14 protein-coding genes, 1 tRNA gene and 1 pseudogene are annotated in these 16,258 nt (G+C 53.8%); 10 read left to right on the top strand and 6 right to left on the bottom strand.

Annotated features, from left to right (window positions below):
- Nucleotides 1-50 precede the first annotated feature (50 nt).
- The gene (locus tag ACKQAD_RS16105) at nucleotides 51-1,541 is read left to right on the top strand and encodes an NCS1 family nucleobase:cation symporter-1 (RefSeq protein ID WP_409161078.1); all 1,491 of its coding nucleotides are present in this window, start codon (nucleotides 51-53) and stop codon (nucleotides 1,539-1,541) included.
- Nucleotides 1,542-1,589: 48 nt separating this feature from the next.
- Here the strand turns inward: ACKQAD_RS16105 and lpxP are convergent, their stop codons facing one another.
- Nucleotides 1,590-2,513, bottom strand: coding sequence for a kdo(2)-lipid IV(A) palmitoleoyltransferase (gene lpxP / locus ACKQAD_RS16100; protein ID WP_409161077.1), 924 nt, complete (start codon nucleotides 2,511-2,513; stop codon nucleotides 1,590-1,592).
- 642 nt (nucleotides 2,514-3,155) lie between these two features.
- Between lpxP and guaD the strand changes: the two genes are divergently transcribed.
- From guaD to xdhC, 4 genes are read left to right on the top strand one after another with little or no spacing between them, the layout of a single operon-like run.
- Complete coding sequence (gene guaD / locus ACKQAD_RS16095) at nucleotides 3,156-4,487, top strand: guanine deaminase (RefSeq protein WP_409161076.1); 1,332 nt, start codon at nucleotides 3,156-3,158, stop codon at nucleotides 4,485-4,487.
- Nucleotides 4,484-5,917 carry a xanthine dehydrogenase small subunit gene (xdhA, locus tag ACKQAD_RS16090; protein ID WP_409161075.1) on the top strand — a complete coding sequence of 478 codons (1,434 nt, stop codon included), beginning with the start codon at nucleotides 4,484-4,486 and terminating at the stop codon, nucleotides 5,915-5,917. The genes guaD and xdhA overlap by 4 nt, the downstream gene beginning before the upstream one ends.
- A complete protein-coding gene (gene xdhB / locus ACKQAD_RS16085) occupies nucleotides 5,907-8,261 on the top strand; it encodes a xanthine dehydrogenase molybdopterin binding subunit (protein ID WP_409161074.1) in 2,355 nt (784 codons plus the stop codon). The genes xdhA and xdhB overlap by 11 nt, the downstream gene beginning before the upstream one ends.
- Complete coding sequence (xdhC, locus tag ACKQAD_RS16080; protein WP_409161073.1) at nucleotides 8,258-9,043, top strand: xanthine dehydrogenase accessory protein XdhC; 786 nt, start codon at nucleotides 8,258-8,260, stop codon at nucleotides 9,041-9,043. Before xdhB ends, xdhC begins: the two co-directional genes overlap by 4 nt.
- Here xdhC and uraH read toward each other — a convergent pair.
- Complete coding sequence (uraH, locus tag ACKQAD_RS16075) at nucleotides 9,023-9,358, bottom strand: hydroxyisourate hydrolase (protein ID WP_409161072.1); 336 nt, start codon at nucleotides 9,356-9,358, stop codon at nucleotides 9,023-9,025. The genes xdhC and uraH overlap by 21 nt on opposite strands.
- Nucleotides 9,355-9,855, bottom strand: a complete 501-nt coding sequence (gene uraD / locus ACKQAD_RS16070; protein ID WP_409161071.1) for a 2-oxo-4-hydroxy-4-carboxy-5-ureidoimidazoline decarboxylase — start codon at nucleotides 9,853-9,855, stop codon at nucleotides 9,355-9,357. The genes uraH and uraD overlap by 4 nt, the downstream gene beginning before the upstream one ends.
- 431 nt (nucleotides 9,856-10,286) lie before the next feature.
- On the opposite strand from uraD, the gene hpxO reads away from it, so the two are divergent.
- The 5 genes and pseudogenes from hpxO to ACKQAD_RS16045 form a co-directional block, all read left to right on the top strand.
- Nucleotides 10,287-11,462, top strand: a complete 1,176-nt coding sequence (hpxO, locus tag ACKQAD_RS16065) for an FAD-dependent urate hydroxylase HpxO (RefSeq protein WP_409161070.1) — start codon at nucleotides 10,287-10,289, stop codon at nucleotides 11,460-11,462.
- 32 nt (nucleotides 11,463-11,494) lie between these two features.
- Nucleotides 11,495-12,529 (top strand): ABC transporter substrate-binding protein, encoded by a 1,035-nt coding sequence (locus tag ACKQAD_RS16060; protein WP_409161069.1) that lies wholly within the window; start codon nucleotides 11,495-11,497, stop codon nucleotides 12,527-12,529.
- Nucleotides 12,530-12,548: 19 nt separating this feature from the next.
- Nucleotides 12,549-13,325, top strand: coding sequence for an ABC transporter ATP-binding protein (locus ACKQAD_RS16055; protein ID WP_409161068.1), 777 nt, complete (start codon nucleotides 12,549-12,551; stop codon nucleotides 13,323-13,325).
- A gap of 16 nt (nucleotides 13,326-13,341) precedes the next feature.
- The gene (locus ACKQAD_RS16050; protein WP_320764267.1) at nucleotides 13,342-14,097 is read left to right on the top strand and encodes an ABC transporter permease; all 756 of its coding nucleotides are present in this window, start codon (nucleotides 13,342-13,344) and stop codon (nucleotides 14,095-14,097) included.
- Nucleotides 14,098-14,304: 207 nt separating this feature from the next.
- A pseudogene (locus ACKQAD_RS16045) lies at nucleotides 14,305-14,439 on the top strand (DUF1176 domain-containing protein); the annotation flags it as partial.
- A gap of 144 nt (nucleotides 14,440-14,583) precedes the next feature.
- Here the strand turns inward: ACKQAD_RS16045 and ACKQAD_RS16040 are convergent.
- The 3 genes from ACKQAD_RS16040 to ACKQAD_RS16030 form a co-directional block, all read right to left on the bottom strand.
- A tRNA-Gly gene (locus ACKQAD_RS16040) sits at nucleotides 14,584-14,657 on the bottom strand.
- Nucleotides 14,658-14,737: 80 nt separating this feature from the next.
- Complete coding sequence (locus ACKQAD_RS16035) at nucleotides 14,738-15,421, bottom strand: LysE family translocator (protein WP_409161067.1); 684 nt, start codon at nucleotides 15,419-15,421, stop codon at nucleotides 14,738-14,740.
- A 62-nt stretch (nucleotides 15,422-15,483) separates the two neighbouring features.
- Nucleotides 15,484-16,239 (bottom strand): helix-turn-helix transcriptional regulator, encoded by a 756-nt coding sequence (locus tag ACKQAD_RS16030; RefSeq protein WP_409161066.1) that lies wholly within the window; start codon nucleotides 16,237-16,239, stop codon nucleotides 15,484-15,486.
- Nucleotides 16,240-16,258 lie beyond the last annotated feature (19 nt).

The raw sequence follows: 16,258 nt of genomic DNA, 5'->3' as shown, positions 1-16,258 counted from the left end.
TTACACACAACGTCATTCATTTAACGACCAGGGTAAAAGGAGCAGATTCCATGCCAGAAAATATCAACACAGGTAATGGTAATGGCAACAGTACGTACAGCCCCAGACTATGTAATGAGGATCTGGCCCCGACCCGCGTTCAGACCTGGTCCTGGTACAATATTTTTTCCTTCTGGATGTCAGATGTGCACAGCATGGGAGGGTATGTCGTCGCCGCCAGCTTTTTCACATTGGGGTTAGCAAGCTGGCAAGTGCTGCTGTGTCTTCTGGTGGGGATCTGTATCGTACAGATCTGTGCCAACCTCGTGGCCAAACCGAGCCAGATGAGCGGTGTGCCTTACGCCGTCATTTGCCGTCAGGCATTCGGCGTGTTTGGTGCCAATATTCCCGCTGTGATCCGTGGTTTAATCGCCTTTGCGTGGTACGGGATTCAAACCTATCTGGCTGCGCATGCTCTGATGCTGGTACTGCTTAAGTTTTACCCGGATCTCGCTCCCCTGACGCAGAGCCACTGGCTTGGCCTGTCAGCGCTAGGGTGGATTTGCTTTGGCATCATGTGGTTCCTGCAAGCCATGGTGTTTTGGCATGGCATGAACGCGATTAAACGCTTCATCGACTTCGCAGGCCCCGCGGTCTATGTCGTGATGACGCTGCTGGCCGTCTGGATTATTTACCAAACCGGCTGGGAAAATATCTCGTTTACCCTGAGTAGCAAAACACTCACCACCGGCGAACAAACCTGGCAGATGCTCACCGCAACGGCACTCGTCGTGTCCTACTTTTCCGGCCCGCTGTTGAATTTTGGCGATTTCTCTCGCTACGGTAAAAGTATGCAAGAAATCCGCCGCGGCAATCGCTGGGGACTCCCTTTTAATTTCCTGCTCTTTTCCATCATTACCGTCGTTATTGTTTCAGGCACCCAATCACTGTTTGGCCGTATGATTACCGACCCCATCGAAACCGTCACACACATTGGCAGCGGTTTTGCGGTTGCGCTTGGCGTACTGACCATGATCATCGCGACGATAGGGATCAATATCGTCGCCAACTTCGTCTCATCGGCCTTCGATTTCTCAAACTGCTCGCCACAGCGCATCAGTTTCCGCACTGGCGGCATGATCGCCGCTGTCGGTTCTGTTCTGCTCACCCCCTGGAACCTGTTCAACTCACCGGAGTTGATTCACTACACGCTTGATGTGCTCGGCGCCTTTATCGGTCCGCTATTCGGTATTTTGCTGATGGATTTCTACGTTATCAAAGGCGGGAAAGTCTATGTGGACGATCTTTTCGACGCGACACCGAAAGGACGCTACTGGTATCGAAACGGTTTCAACCCGAATGCACTGATGGCACTGATTCCTGCGGTCGCGATTGGATTGATCATCAGCTTTACCCCGCAATGGCGTGATGCAGCCAACTTCAGTTGGTTTATCGGCGCGTTCCTTTCTGCAGGGTGCTACCGTTATCTGGCACGTCACGAACGTGTCGGCGCAACCCCAAAATCCTTTGTCGCACGTGGCATGCTGTTAGGGAAAGAGTAAAGCCGGTAAGCGCCGCTGATATTTTTATATTATGCGGCGCTTCTGCTGTCAGGCGTAAAGCGAGACTTCCCCTATCGGACGTGTTTTAAAACGACGATGCAGCCAGAGATACTGCTCGGGCGCACGCATGATTTCTTTCTCAATCACCGTGTTCATGTAGCACGCCGCCGCCCGCTCATCGTGATACGGATAATCCTGTAGCTCCGGTTGGATCACTAAGTGGTAACCCGACGCATCCGGCTTACGAATGAGCACCGTCGTCATCATCGCGGGTTTGGCCAGACGGCTGATAGTGAAGGTGCCGCTGGTGGTCGCTGCATTTTTTACCGCAAAGAACGGCGCAAATACGCTCCCTTTAGGGCCGTAATCCTGATCGGGTGCGAACCATACCGCTTCACCCCGCTTCAGCGCCTGCACCATACCGCGCAGATCTTTACGGTCTATCATCGCCTTGTTTGAACGAGAACGTCCCCAGGTTTGCACCATTTCCATCGCTTTATTATTGTGCGGGCGATACATCGCCATCATTGGCCGACACAACCCCATCGCTCTACCGCCCAATTCCAGCGACATAAAGTGAATGCCAATCACCATCACGCCACGACCTTTTGCCGTAGCCTGCTGCAAATGTTCCAACCCTGAAACATCAAACCAGTGACGAACACGACGATCGGACCAGAACCACGCCATACCCGTTTCAACCAACGCCATGCCGAGCGACGCGAAATTACTGTCGATCATCGCTTCACGTTCGTCGTCAGAAATCGTGGGGAAACAGAGTTCAAGATTACGCCGGGCAATCGCCACTCGACGTTTTAGAAAGAGACGGGATAAGCGGCCCGCTCGGCTTCCGAGTTTCATCAACAACGGATAAGGAAGCTGGACTAATAAAAACAGCACGCCAAGACCGAACCATGTCGTCCAATAGCGCGGATGGAGTAATGCCCTGGTAAATGTTTGCTTAATCTTCATGATGCTCATCTTTAAGTGGCTAACAGCGTATCGCTTTGACGCGCGATATCTATCCTGACACTTATTTATAGGAATCGTTTCAACTGTGTGGAAATTAGGTTTTGACCGTTATCGCGCATGAGGTTAAAAAGCAGGATAAACGTGCTGATAACACAGAGGGGATGTTGAACAACCGATGAACGGCTGACGGCGGCACTCATCATACCTGATTCAGGCATAATTAAAGAGTGGGTGCATAAAAAATCTTCTTCAACACCAACGAATCAGCATGAGTGACTAGCCAACAGAGCAAGTGCACTATTATGGTGATAATTTTCACGACATCATACCTCTTCCCAAGAAAAACCCTGCCATTAAACAGAATATTATTCTGTTATCTATAACACGCAAACGGTTACTAATATTCGCAACCGTTTGCATACAGAAAGATAACGTTATTTTTTCATTATTTTGAATTTTTGTTGCGCAACAAAATTAAAGTCATTTATTTACAACAAGATACCAACCTCAGCATCGAATCACCCACTGGTATGTTCTTTGCAATATTATCGCCATCTGCGGTAAAAGCCTGGCTCCCCCACACCGATTTGAGGGCCGACCGGGCACACGAAGGAACCCCTTCGTATAAAAAGAGGTTTTACTATGACGATACATTATACCTGCGCATTACGTAGCCAATTTTTCGATATCACTGCTCTGGCGGCGCGGCCAGATGACATGCTGAAACAGAGTCGCAGCCTCAGCGATGGGCTGTTGTTTCTCGACGGTAGCCATATCGTCGCTCTCGTGGAGTGGGAAGAAGGTTGTCATTGGCTACGTCATCCGACGGACTATATCGATTATCGTGACAAACTGATTGTGCCCGGCTTTGTCGACACCCATCTGCATTATCCTCAAACCGAGATGGTCGGCGCCTGGGGAGAACAGTTGCTGGAGTGGCTCCAAACCTACACCTTTCCAACGGAAAGCAAATATGCCGATAGCGACTATGCCGCCGCCATGTCTGCGTTCTTTCTCAATCAACTTCTGGCTAACGGTACGACAACGGCATTGGTGTTCGGTACCGTGCACCCGGAATCCGTAGACGCCCTGTTTCGTGCGGCGAGCCACCTTGAGATGCGCCTTATCGCAGGCAAAGTGATGATGGACAGAAATGCGCCCCCTTATCTGATCGAAACGCCGGAGCAAAGCTATCAACAAACTCGCGACCTGATTCTGCGCTGGCACAATAAAGGACGTATTAACTACGCGCTCACGCCGCGTTTCGCGCCGACCTCTTCACCGGCACTGATGCGCGTAGTGGAACAGCTACGTCAGGAATTCCCAGATGTCTGGCTACATACCCATTTAAGTGAAAACACCGATGAAGTCGCCTGGGTTAAGGCACTCTGGCCCGAACACAGCAGCTATCTCGGTGTGTACCACCATTATCAGATGACGGGCAGGCGGAGCGTATTTGCCCACGCGATTCATCTTGAGGCGTGCGAGTGGGAGTGCCTGCGCGAAACAGACTCGTCGATCGCCTTCTGTCCAACGTCGAACTTATTTCTCGGCAGCGGTCTCTTCCCCTTACATACCTGTCTCGATCACGGCGTACGCGTCGGGATCGGTACGGATATCGGTGCAGGCACGACCTTTAATATGTTGCAGACGCTCGGAGAAGCCTACAAGGTCACGCAGTTGCAAGGGAGCAAACTCCATGCCTGTCAGGCTTTTTATCATGCGACACTCGGTGGCGCGCACGCCCTCGATCTCGATCGTTACATCGGCAACTTTATGCCGGGCAAAGAGGCTGACTTCGTGGTCTTGGATCTGGCCGTCAGCCCACTGCAAAAAATGCGTCTGGCGAGCTGCCATGATATCTACGAAAAGCTGTTTTTACTGATGACGCTGGGGGATGACCGCAATATCTGGCATACCTGGGTTAATGGCCACTGCGTCTGGCGTCAGGATGACGTGGAGAAAGCCGCATGATTCGCTTCTTACTTAATCAAACGCTAAAAACGTTAACGGATATCGCAGCGGATACCACGGTACTCCGCTGGCTGCGCACGCAGGAAAGACGCACGGGCACCAAAGAAGGCTGTGCATCGGGAGACTGTGGTGCCTGTACCATCGTCATTGGCGAACCGACCGCGGACGGTATGGCCTACCAGACCGCCAACAGTTGCATCATGCTCATGAGCCAGCTTCACGGCAAACAGTTACTGACCGTGGAAGACCTGTCAGAAAACGGCGTGCTCCATCCGGTTCAGCAGGCCATGGCCGACTGCCATGCCTCCCAGTGTGGCTTTTGTACACCGGGTTTTGTGATGTCGGCCTTTGCGTTACAGAAAGCCGGTTGTACAGGTTCCAGACACGATATTGAACAGCAGTTAGCAGGCAACTTGTGCCGCTGTACGGGCTACCGTCCCATCATCACCGCCGCACAACAGATCTGCGGGTTGGATATCCAGGATCGCTTTCATGAACAGGCACAAAAAACCGCAGAACGACTCAATGAGATACGCATGGCACCGCAAGAAAACGCCCTTGATGAAGCATGCTTACTGCCTGCGACACTCTCGGAAATGGCGATGCTCTATCTGCGTCATCCTTCCGCGCATTTGCTGGCGGGCGGGACCGATTTAGCGCTTAACGTGACACAACACCATCGATCGTTTGAGCGCGTTATCGCCTTACATCAGGTCGAAGAACTGCAAACGATCACAATAACGGATCAGACGATCACGTTCGGTGCAGGAGTCACGCTCCAGCGCTGCCTCCATGCGCTGGAAACACGGATTCCCGCCTTCAGTCAGGCGCTGGAGCGTTTCGCTTCGCGCCAGATACGTAATCAGGGAACACTGGCAGGCAATCTTGCCAATGCCTCCCCCATTGGCGACGGCGCGCCGATGCTATTGGCGCTCAATGCCCATCTGGTGCTACAACGCGGCGACCACTCGCGTGAACTTCCTCTCGATCAATTTTTTCTTGCCTACCGTAAGACGGCCTTACAGACCGGCGAATTTATCCGCGACATCGTAATTCCACGCGCCAGCATTTCCCCGACATTTTCCGCCTGGAAGGTCTCCAAGCGGCGCGATGACGATATCTCCACGGTCTTTGGCGCTTTCAATATCCAGATAGAAGAAGGCCGGGTAACAGAAGCTCGCATCGGGTTTGGCGGCATGGCTGCCACCCCAGCACGCGCAAAAGCCTGTGAACAGGCCCTGTTGCATCGCCCTTTGTCCGATGCGTTAGATTCTGCCTGCGCGGCACTGGCACAGGATTTCTCACCGCTGAATGATTTTCGTGGCAGTGGAGAGTATCGCCTCGCTATCGCACAAAACCTGCTGCGGCGCTACGCCTTGCAACAGCGCCACCCACACGCCGCTCTGGAGATAGACAGCTATGTTGATTAATACAGAACACCGGTCAGAACAGAGGCTGGTGGAACAGTTTCATCGTGAACTGACAGGAGGCGCAGGTCGTAGCCAGAAGCATGACAGCGCGGACAAGCAGGTGAGCGGTCAAGCCGACTATGTGGATGATAAGCCGACTCTGCCCGGATTATTGCACCTCTGTCCGGTGCTGAGCGAGCATGCTCACGCCCATATTCTCGATATCGATACGCAGGCCTGTCTCGCCGTATCAGGCGTCATTCGCGTCCTCAGTTGGCAGGACGTTCCCGGTGATCTGGATGTCGGGGCGCTGGCTCCGGGGGAACCGTTGTTCGCTAAAGAAACCGTGGAATATCACGGTCAGGTGGTGCTGACGGTGGTCGCGGAAAGCGGGGAAGCAGCACAGACCGGAGCCAACGTCGTAAACATCACTTACCAACCGCTGGAAGCGGTGTTGGATGTGGAAGAGGCACTGCGACGCGAATTGTGGGTAGAAGCCCCGCATGTCCATCAGCGTGGCGATGTGGATACCGCGCTGTCTCACGCACCTCACCGTATTCAGGGGCAGTTTCATATCGGCGGGCAGGAGCACTTTTATCTGGAGGGTCAGGTCGCGATGGCCCTACCGGGAGAAGACCATACCCTTCAGGTTTTTTCCTCTACGCAACACCCGACTGAGGTACAAAAACTGGTTTCATCGGTACTCGGCATATCCATGAACAAAGTGACCGTGGATATGCGCCGTATGGGCGGTGGATTTGGCGGCAAGGAAACGCAGGCGGCCAGCATCGCCTGCCACGCGGCATTGGCCGCTTATCTGACTGGACGCCCGGCCAAGCTACGCCTGAGTCGTCGTGATGATATGCGAACAACCGGTAAACGGCACCCTTTCTTCGTGCGTTATGATGTCGGCTTTACCGATGACGGCATGCTGCACGGTGTCGCGATCGATCTGGCGGCAAACTGCGGCTACGCGCTCGATCTTTCCGGTTCGATCTGCGATCGCGCCATGTTTCATGCGGATAATGCCTACTACCTCGGCGATGCACGTATCACTGGCTATCGCTGCCGCACCCACCTGGCCTCCAATACGGCTTATCGCGGATTCGGTGGCCCACAGGGCATGGTCGCCATCGAACAAATTATGGATCGCATCGCTCGGGAATTGGGGTGCGATCCGCTGACGATCCGTAAACGTAACTATTACGGCAAGGCCGAGCGCAATGTCACGCACTACTGGCAAACGGTAGAAGACAATCCCATGCCGGAAATCACCCGACAACTGGAGCACAGCGCGGACTATCACGCACGCCGTGAAGCAATCAGCGTATTTAATGCCGCCAGCCCGGTACTCAAGCGCGGTCTGGCGCTTACGCCGGTAAAATTCGGCATTTCCTTTACGTCGAGTTTTTTAAATCAGGCGGGGGCATTAATCCTGATCTACACCGACGGCACGGTGCAGTTGAACCACGGCGGCACCGAGATGGGACAGGGGCTTAACACCAAAGTCGCGCAGGTCGTGGCTGACGTCTTGCAAATTCCGCTGGAGACGATTCAGGTTACCGCCACCAATACCGGCAAAGTGCCCAACACCTCCCCGACTGCCGCGTCATCGGGTGCTGACCTGAACGGTAAAGCGGCAGAGATCGCGGCGCAAACGCTGAAAACGCGACTGACAGAGATGTTATGTCAATTGCATCACTGTGAAGAACAGAACGTCGTCTTTCGTAACGGCATTGTACAGGTGCCGGGAAAATACTTTCGCTTTGCCGATGTTGCCAATCTGGCATGGCTGAATCAGGTTCCGCTCTCTGCGACCGGCTTTTACAAGGTTCCCGGCATTCACTATGACCGTGCCGCAGGACGAGGCCAGCCGTTTTACTATTTTGCCTACGGCGCGGCCTGCTCAGAGGTACTGGTTGATACGCTGACCGGTGAATATCGGCTACTGCGTACAGATATCCTGCACGATGTTGGGCAGTCGTTGAATCCGGCGTTGGATATCGGTCAGATCGAGGGAGGGTTTATTCAGGGCGCAGGATGGCTGACCTGTGAAGAGCTGGTGTGGAGTCCAGACGGTCGTTTGCTCACCGACAGCCCGATGAGCTACAAAATCCCAGCTATCAGCGATATACCACCCGATTTCCGTGTGCAACTGCTGGAAAACCACGCCAACCCACAGCAGACGGTTTACCGTTCAAAAGCCGTCGGCGAACCCCCTTTTATGTTAGGCATTTCCGTCTGGTGTGCATTACAGGATGCGGTGGCTAGCGTAGCAAACTATCGTCACCATCCGCATCTTGATGCGCCAGCCACGCCTGAACGCGTATTTTGGGGCATACAGTCGCAGCGGGAGACAGCATGAACGATGCCTGGATTAACATTCTGAGTACCTTGCACGCCCGCCATGAAGGGTGCGTCCTGCTGACGCTGCTGGGCGAGAAAGGATCCGTCCCTCGCGATGGAGGCACCAAAATGATCGTCACCCTACAGGAAAGCTGGTTGACCATCGGCGGCGGTAATCTGGAGTACCAATGCATCGCCATCGCGCGCGACATGTTAATGCAGCATGCCACACAGCCGCGCATTGAGCACTTTAACCTCGGCGCCAGAGCGGGACAGTGCTGCGGCGGCATGACCACGGTGTTGCTGGAACCGCTGATTCTGCCGCAGCCGCATATCGTCGTCTTTGGTGCCGGCCATGTCGGTCACGCGCTGGTGTCGTTACTTGCCACCCTGCCCTGCCGGGTATCGTGGGTGGATGAACGGGAAGAGATGTTTCGACAGGTGCCGCCGGGGATCGTCACCCGCCATCTTGACGATCCACTGGATGCGGTGACAGACAGCCCCGCCGGAAGCTATTTCGTGGTGATGACGCATCATCATCCACGCGATTTAGTGCTGGCAGAGGCCATTCTGAAACGGGGCGATTATCGCTACTTTGGCCTGATAGGATCACACACAAAACGCCAGCGCTTTACCTATCAGCTAACTGGAAAAGGCATCAGTGAAGCACGGCTCGCAACCATGCGCTGTCCGGTAGGTCTGCCTGACGTTAAAGGGAAATTGCCTGCCGAAATCGCCGTGGCAATCGCTGGAGAGATTATTGCGGTATACCATCAATCATCAACTACCGCGGTAGGTTGACCAGGACCACGGCGAAATCAGAAACGGCAGATGATAGTGACCGCCCGAGGCGCTGAGGCGAAAATCAATCTGCGCCTCAACAAACAGCGACTCACGGTTTGCTTCGGCAAACCAGTCGCCAATAGCGGCAGTCAGACGATAGTGTCCCGCAGGCAAGGGGGCGTTGACGAACGCCGCGATACGGCCATCTTCATTAGTCACGTCCTCAGCGACAGTACTCCAGCGAGTATCATCCTGTCGTTCTAAGCGTACCTTCACGCCAACGGCAGGTTGACCGACTGCGATATCCAGAATATGGGTACTTAGCGTGCTCATTCGTTAAACACTCCTTCCAGTCTCAATAGGGTGATTTCGCGTAGTTGTTTCAGTGCCTCCTGCGTCTCTTGCTCAGGCGTATTTTGCAGTCGTCGCTCCAATATATGCAGTATGTCCTCCGCGCTACGCCCTTTGGCGCGAACAAGAAACACATAACCAAACTGCGCTTCATATCGGGCATTGCCCTCGCACAATGCCTGTTTAAGTGCCGCATCGTCATGGTTGACCGCCGCCTGCTCTTGTCGCGACAGTTCCGCTTCCTGCGTGCCGCTCGCCGCTTTTTCGCCAATACGCGGATGGGTATGGAGCGCCAACATCAGATCTTCAGCGTGCCAGTCGTGGCTCGCCCGCATTCCGGTATCCAGCACGTCTGCAATATGCCGGTAAGGTCGCCCCTGTACAACCTGTTTGACCCAACGGGTCAGCGCCACGCAGGGCAACAGCAGCGCTTCCGCGTCTTTCTCGTTCAATTGATTAAAGTGCTCAAGTGAAACCATTTCCCCCTCCATCAACCTCAATCCATTATTCGCGTCTTATCCCGCGACGTCATGGTTCAATGACTTGCACAAAGTACGCCACTTTCATTTGGGTACGGAAAAATAGGGATGCGGAAAGGCGTATTCCCCTACTCGAGGCGTAATAACAACAAGACGCCCCTCACCGGGATAACGCCTCCTTCTCGTTGTTGTACAGCCATTACGCCGAAATTCACCGCAACAAACGTTTCACGCCCCCTTGTTGCGCAATGTGACAACAATGTTGCACCCATGTTGTGCAATAAACGCACGCCACATGCGTTTATCTCGCCTTTTTATCGAGCTTAACCCGCGAATACAAACTGGTACTAAAGTTGCAATAAAAACACATATTGATACAAACGTTGCAGGCTGGCGACAGCCAACGGAACAGATGAGCCAGAGGAATAGTGATGAAAGCGACAATCATTGGTGCAGGTATTGGTGGCATAAGCGCAGCGGTAGCTTTAAAAAAGGTGGGTATCACCTGTGAGGTATTTGAAGCGGTTCGCGACATTAAACCGGTCGGCGCCGCGATTTCCGTCTGGCCGAACGGCGTTGCCTGCATGAACCATTTAGGGATGGGCGACATCATGAAACGCTTCGGCGGCCCGATGCACTACATGGCCTATCAGGATTACCGCGACGGGCAAACGATGACCCGTTTTAGCCTGAACGCATTGGTCGAGCAGGTTGGCGAACGCCCTTATCCTATCGCCCGCGCCGAACTGCAAGCCGAGATGCTGGATTTCTGGGGACGAGATACCGTGCAGTTTGGCAAACGCGTTGAACGCATAGCGCAGAATGAACACGGCGTTACCGCCTGGTTTACCGACGGCACCAGTACGCACAGCGATATCTTAATCGCCGCCGACGGTACGCACTCCACGCTCCGGCCGCATGTGCTGGGCTACACACCGGAACGTCGCTACGCCGGGTATGTGAACTGGAATGGTTTGGTACACATTGATGAACACATCGCCCCCGCAAACCAGTGGACCACCTTTGTCGGAGAAGGCAAGCGCGTCTCTCTCATGCCTGTTTCTGACGGTCGATTCTACTTCTTTTTCGATGTGCCGCTTCCTCTGGGATTAGCGGAGGATCGCACCACGGTACGCTCCGACCTACTGCGCTATTTCTCCGGCTGGACACCACAGGTACAACGGTTAATCGCCGCGATCAATCCTGAGACGACCAACAGAATCGAAATCCACGATATCGAACCTTTTCCTCAATTAGTACGTGGCCGGGTCGCGCTGTTAGGTGATGCAGGCCATAGCACAACGCCAGATATCGGTCAGGGCGGCTGTGCCGCGCTGGAGGATGCCGTGGTGTTGGGAGAAACCTTGCAACATTGCGCAGCGAATCAGGCCGATATTGAGGCTGCCCTGCTGCGCTATCAGTCGCTGCGTAGTCCACGCGTCAAGGAACTGGTGCTTAAAGCGCGTAAACGCTGCGATATCACCCACGGTAAAGACAGCGCACTGACGCAAGCCTGGTATGACGAACTGCGCACGGAAACGGGCGAACGCATTATCGCAGGACTGTGCGATATCGTGCGCGGCGCCCCACCCTGCATTCAAAAATAAATCCCTTTACTTCCACTATTGAGGAATCTGCGATGCTGTCTACGTTATCAAAGCTACACCAATTAAGCGCTACCGCTCTGCTTTCGTGCTCACTCCTGCTTTCTCAGGCGCAGGCGGCTGAGCCGGTAAAGGTTAAATTTTCTCTGGACTGGCGCTTTGAAGGCCCCTCTGCCCCCTTCCTGATGGCGAAAGCGAAAGATTATTTTGCGCAGGAAGGTTTGGATGTGCAGATCGATTCGGGTAACGGCTCTGCTGGCGCGGTGACACGCGTGGCGACCGGCGCTTACGATATGGCTTTCGCGGATGTGAATGCGCTGATTGAGCAGGAATCACAGCATCCCGGAACCGGAATAAAAGGCGTGTATATGCTGTATAACACCACGCCAGCCGCTATTTTCCTGTTAAAAAGCAGTGGTGTGACAGAGCCGAAAGCGCTGGCAGGCAAAACCATTGCCGCCCCCGTCTTCGATGCTGGGCGTAAAGCCTGGCCAGCCTTTGCGAAAAAGGTTGGGCTGAATAAAGACGCCGTAACCTGGCAATCTTCCGATCCCACCGTGACACCGAATCTGCTGGTGCGTAAAAATGTGGATGCGATTGCCGGTTTCTATTTTACCAGCCTGCTCAATCTGGAAGCGCGCGGCGCCAAAGCGGACGATCTGGTGATCTTCCCTTATGCCCAGTACGGCGTCGATCTCTACGGCAATAGCATTATCGTCAGCAAAAACATGCAGGAAAACCACCCAGAGGCGATTAAAGCCTTCCTGAGAGCCTTCAACAAAGCGGTAAAAGAAACATTGGCCGACCCTGCGGCTGCGGTGCAATACGTTAAAGCGCAGGACTCGCTGATTAACAGCCAACTGGAAACACGACGTTTGCAAATGGCGTTTGACCAGTTAGTCGTCACGCCGGAGAACAAAAAGATCGGGCTTGGCGATGTCGATCCCGCGCGCATGCAGCGCTCCATTACCGAGGTGGTAGACGCCTTTGGCCTGAAAAACACGCCTGATATGTCAGCCATATTTACTTCTGCATTCCTCCCGCCGCGTGCGGAACGTGATGTCCCCTAAACACTTCAGGTGGTGGTGAATGAGTTTCGTTAAATTTGAGAAAGTCAGCCTGGGCTACAACAGCAGCCAATTGGCGATCAAAGAGATCGACTTCAGTATTGAAGAAAATGAGTTTGTCGCGCTGGTCGGCCCGTCAGGCTGCGGCAAATCAACGTTTATGAAGCTGACTTCCGGGTTGATTTCCCCAACGGAAGGCTATGTTTTCGTCAATAACCGTGAGGTTGCCGGGCCGCAAAAGTGCGTCGGTATGGCATTTCAGGCATCGAATTTACTCCCCTGGCGCACCACGCTGGAGAATGTCATGTTGCCCATGGAGATCGTGGAGCCGTACCGCTCCACCTTCCGGGCGAAACGACGTGAATATGAGCAACAGGCGCGTCGCTTACTGAAACGGGTAGGATTGTCTGGATGCGAACACAAATATCCGTGGGAGTTATCGGGAGGAATGCAGCAGCGTGCATCGATTTGCCGGGCATTGATTCATAAGCCGCGCCTGCTGATGCTGGATGAGCCCTTTGGCGCACTCGATGCCTTCACTCGTGAAGAGCTGTGGTGCATGGTGCGCGATCTCTGGCAAGAAGAACCGTTTACCGTGGTGCTGGTGACGCACGATCTACGCGAGGCCGTCTTTCTGGCAGACACCGTCTACGTCATGAGCACGCGCCCTGGACAGATTCTGGCACGCCGCGAGATCGACTTGCCTCGCCCGCGCGATCTCCAGATTACCTACACCGATACGTTTTCCCGCTATGTATTTGAACTGCGTGAACATATCTCTTCACAACGCCATACCTAAAGGAGAACGCCTCGCTATGTCACGAGCAACACTGATAAGACTCGCCCCCTGGGGACTTCTGCTGTTACTGGGCGGGATCTGGCAAATGGTAGTGGTCGGATTAGAGGTGCCAAGCTACCTCTTTCCTTCATTAAGCGACGTCTACCGTTCGCTCATCACCGACTGGCAGCCTATCGCCGCCCACTCGCTGCAAACCCTTTATACTACGCTAGTGGGTTTTGCACTGGCGGTCGTCGTGGGGGTGTTGCTAGGCGTCGCCGTCGGGGCGTCGTCACTGGTTTACAAAGCAGTTTATCCGCTGCTGGTCGGGTTTAACTCTATCCCAAAAGTGGCGTTTGTTCCGGTACTGGTCGTCTGGTTTGGCATTGGCACCATACCGGCCATCGCGACCGCCTTTCTCATCTCTTTTTTTCCTATCGTGGTCAATGTGGCTACGGGTTTGGCAACCGTAGAACCAGAGATGGAAGATGTCCTGCGTTCCCTCGGCGCTTCCCGTCTAGATATACTGAAAAAAGTCGGTTTGCCCCGCTCTCAGCCCTATTTCTTTGCGTCGTTAAAAGTGGCCATCACGCTGGCATTTGTCGGTTCGGTGATTTCGGAAACGGTCGCGTCCAACTTAGGTATTGGTTACTTGATGATGTCGGCCAGTTCCAATATGAACATGGCGCTCGTCTTCGCCGGGTTGCTGGTCATCGGTGCCATGGGCGTCGTGATGTATGAAATCTTCGCTTTTATCGAGAAGAAAATGACGCATTGGGCACACCGCGGGTAAAAACCACGGACCCAATACGCATTGGCTATCTGTGAAACGTTCTCTCCGAGAGTGCGGCTAGGGTGATATCCCTACAGCCGCACGATCATACCGCGCACATTCAGTACGCCTCTAAAACGGCTTTTCCTCACGCATCGCCAGAATACGTATATATTTGCCACTACAGGCGTGATAATCAGCCACAGCACCATCAAGGATCAGATAAACATGACTTTCTCTCTCCCTTCCCGCTTTTCTGTGCTCACGACTCTTATCACAGGTATCCCTGCTTTGGCCGTTGCCACAACACTCGCCGACAGCACTTTTTCTCATAAAGACTGGGAAGTCGTCTGTGATAACACGCGGTCATGATGCCCTATACACATAACTGTACGCACTAGGGTGTAGATTTTGATAGACGCGGTTTTCCCCTGAACGACTGAGTATTCGCGCTAAGCCTTGTCATTACTGGGTTTTGTGGACTTTGAAGAACTGAGGAGGTATTTTTGGAGCGAGTGAAGGGAATCGAACCCTCGTATGCAGCTTGGGAAGCTGCCGTTCTACCATTGAACTACACTCGCACGGGGAGCGATTGGCATTATAGCGCTATGCCGTTGCCGAGCAAGTAAAAAACCCGGCAAAGTGCTGCGGTTTTGAGCGGTCATGCAGCCGTGGAGAACGGCAGAAACAGCGTCTCATAGCCGCTGGAAATAACGTGCCAGGCAAAGTAGGCAAATAGTATGGCGGAGATCAGGCTACAATAGAATGAGATACGCTCTTTCAGCAGGCGCTGACCGTACTTCACCAGCGCAGCGAGGAAGCATGTCCACAGCACACCGCCCACGAAAAAGCCCAGCAGAAACAGGCTAATCATGAAGGCTGAGCCATCGGTAGACTGCGCGATGATGGTGCCGCCAATCGCCGCAAACCACAGTAATGCCGTCGGTGACGCCAGCGCCATACCGACGCCGCTGAAAAACTCGGTATAACGCGCCGGCGGAGTGGAAGACCCCACCCTATTCCCTGAGTCAGAAAGATCGGCAAAACGTTTCACCTGATAGTCACGCCATGCTGCACGCGCCATGCTGATTGTCATCCAGATCAGAATCAAGCCACCGCCAATCCATAGCGCCCAGCGCACTGGCGTCAGGTTAAAAACCACCGCCAACCCCAGCACCGACAGCGTGGCATAAAACAGATCGCCAAAGCAGGAACCCAGCCCGATATAAAATGCCGAACGCGCTCCGTGCCGCAGCCCACGGTTAATAATGGCAGTATTGACCATTCCCAGATCGAGACACAATGACAGGGAGAGCAACATCCCTGTGAACACAACTAACAACATGGTATTCCCTTCGCGCGTTAAGTAATTAGACGAGTGTAGAGCCCAAAGGAAACGCTGTATTGTCAAAAATTGATACGGCGGAACTGCCCCGGTGTCATGGCGTTGTAGCGGTTGAAGGCTTTCGTGAAATGCGCTTGGTCGGCAAACCCGAGATCCGCCGCCACCTGACTGATCGCCGTCCCCTGCCGCAGCAGTTCCCGCGCTTTACACATACGCCGTTGCATCAACCATGCCAGCGGCGGTAGCCCAACCGCCTGATTAAACGAACGCACGAGATGAGCCACCGACAGATTTTCCTGTTGCGCGAGTTGATCGAGCGTGGGGACATCGCTGAAATCGTTTAGCAATCCGTCTTTGATCCGCGTGATCCGCTCTGCTTCGTTGAACTGGCACAAAGACGGTACATGATGCTGATTTTCCATCAACCCCGCGAGCAGCAGGATAATACGTTCCTGACGTGTGCTGTCATCCACATCAGCGATGACTAACTGTTTTAACTCGGCTGCCAATAGCGGTGACGAATTCCAGCCCCGTGAGAACCGAAAGGTTTGGTGGAAATAATGCTCGAATGCCTGCGGATGAACATACAACGATGCACACTGCCAGCGGTCAAACGCATTGTCACTGCCTTGCAGTTGATCGGGATTGTAAGTCGTTACCATATCGTTGGTCGCAACAAAGGTTTCGCCATCCAGCCAGACCGTCTCTAGCCCGCTGAGATTGGCGCTGATGACGAACTCATCGTGCGTATGTCGTGGAAAACTGCGGCCGTTGGTTAACAGCGCCAGCTCGAACCAGGCATCGCGGTAAGTCATCATAAGGAGGTTCCGGCAGTGA

The organism is Pectobacterium artocarpous (assembly GCF_046159765.1).
Taxonomy (GTDB): domain Bacteria; phylum Pseudomonadota; class Gammaproteobacteria; order Enterobacterales; family Enterobacteriaceae; genus Pectobacterium.
Note: the sequence above shows the minus strand (reverse complement) of the source record. Positions and strands in the feature narration are given on the sequence as shown.

What these genes read in the sequence shown, in the direction of transcription:
- ACKQAD_RS16105 (WP_409161078.1), top strand. Translation starts at nt 51, where the DNA reads ATGCCAGAAAATATCAACACAGGTAATGGTAATGGCAACAGTACGTAC.
- lpxP (WP_409161077.1), bottom strand. Translation starts at nt 2,513, where the DNA reads ATGAAGATTAAGCAAACATTTACCAGGGCATTACTCCATCCGCGCTAT.
- guaD (WP_409161076.1), top strand. Translation starts at nt 3,156, where the DNA reads ATGACGATACATTATACCTGCGCATTACGTAGCCAATTTTTCGATATC.
- xdhA (WP_409161075.1), top strand. Translation starts at nt 4,484, where the DNA reads ATGATTCGCTTCTTACTTAATCAAACGCTAAAAACGTTAACGGATATC.
- xdhB (WP_409161074.1), top strand. Translation starts at nt 5,907, where the DNA reads ATGTTGATTAATACAGAACACCGGTCAGAACAGAGGCTGGTGGAACAG.
- xdhC (WP_409161073.1), top strand. Translation starts at nt 8,258, where the DNA reads ATGAACGATGCCTGGATTAACATTCTGAGTACCTTGCACGCCCGCCAT.
- uraH (WP_409161072.1), bottom strand. Translation starts at nt 9,358, where the DNA reads ATGAGCACGCTAAGTACCCATATTCTGGATATCGCAGTCGGTCAACCT.
- uraD (WP_409161071.1), bottom strand. Translation starts at nt 9,855, where the DNA reads ATGGTTTCACTTGAGCACTTTAATCAATTGAACGAGAAAGACGCGGAA.
- hpxO (WP_409161070.1), top strand. Translation starts at nt 10,287, where the DNA reads ATGAAAGCGACAATCATTGGTGCAGGTATTGGTGGCATAAGCGCAGCG.
- ACKQAD_RS16060 (WP_409161069.1), top strand. Translation starts at nt 11,495, where the DNA reads ATGCTGTCTACGTTATCAAAGCTACACCAATTAAGCGCTACCGCTCTG.
- ACKQAD_RS16055 (WP_409161068.1), top strand. Translation starts at nt 12,549, where the DNA reads ATGAGTTTCGTTAAATTTGAGAAAGTCAGCCTGGGCTACAACAGCAGC.
- ACKQAD_RS16050 (WP_320764267.1), top strand. Translation starts at nt 13,342, where the DNA reads ATGTCACGAGCAACACTGATAAGACTCGCCCCCTGGGGACTTCTGCTG.
- ACKQAD_RS16035 (WP_409161067.1), bottom strand. Translation starts at nt 15,421, where the DNA reads ATGTTGTTAGTTGTGTTCACAGGGATGTTGCTCTCCCTGTCATTGTGT.
- ACKQAD_RS16030 (WP_409161066.1), bottom strand. Translation starts at nt 16,239, where the DNA reads ATGATGACTTACCGCGATGCCTGGTTCGAGCTGGCGCTGTTAACCAAC.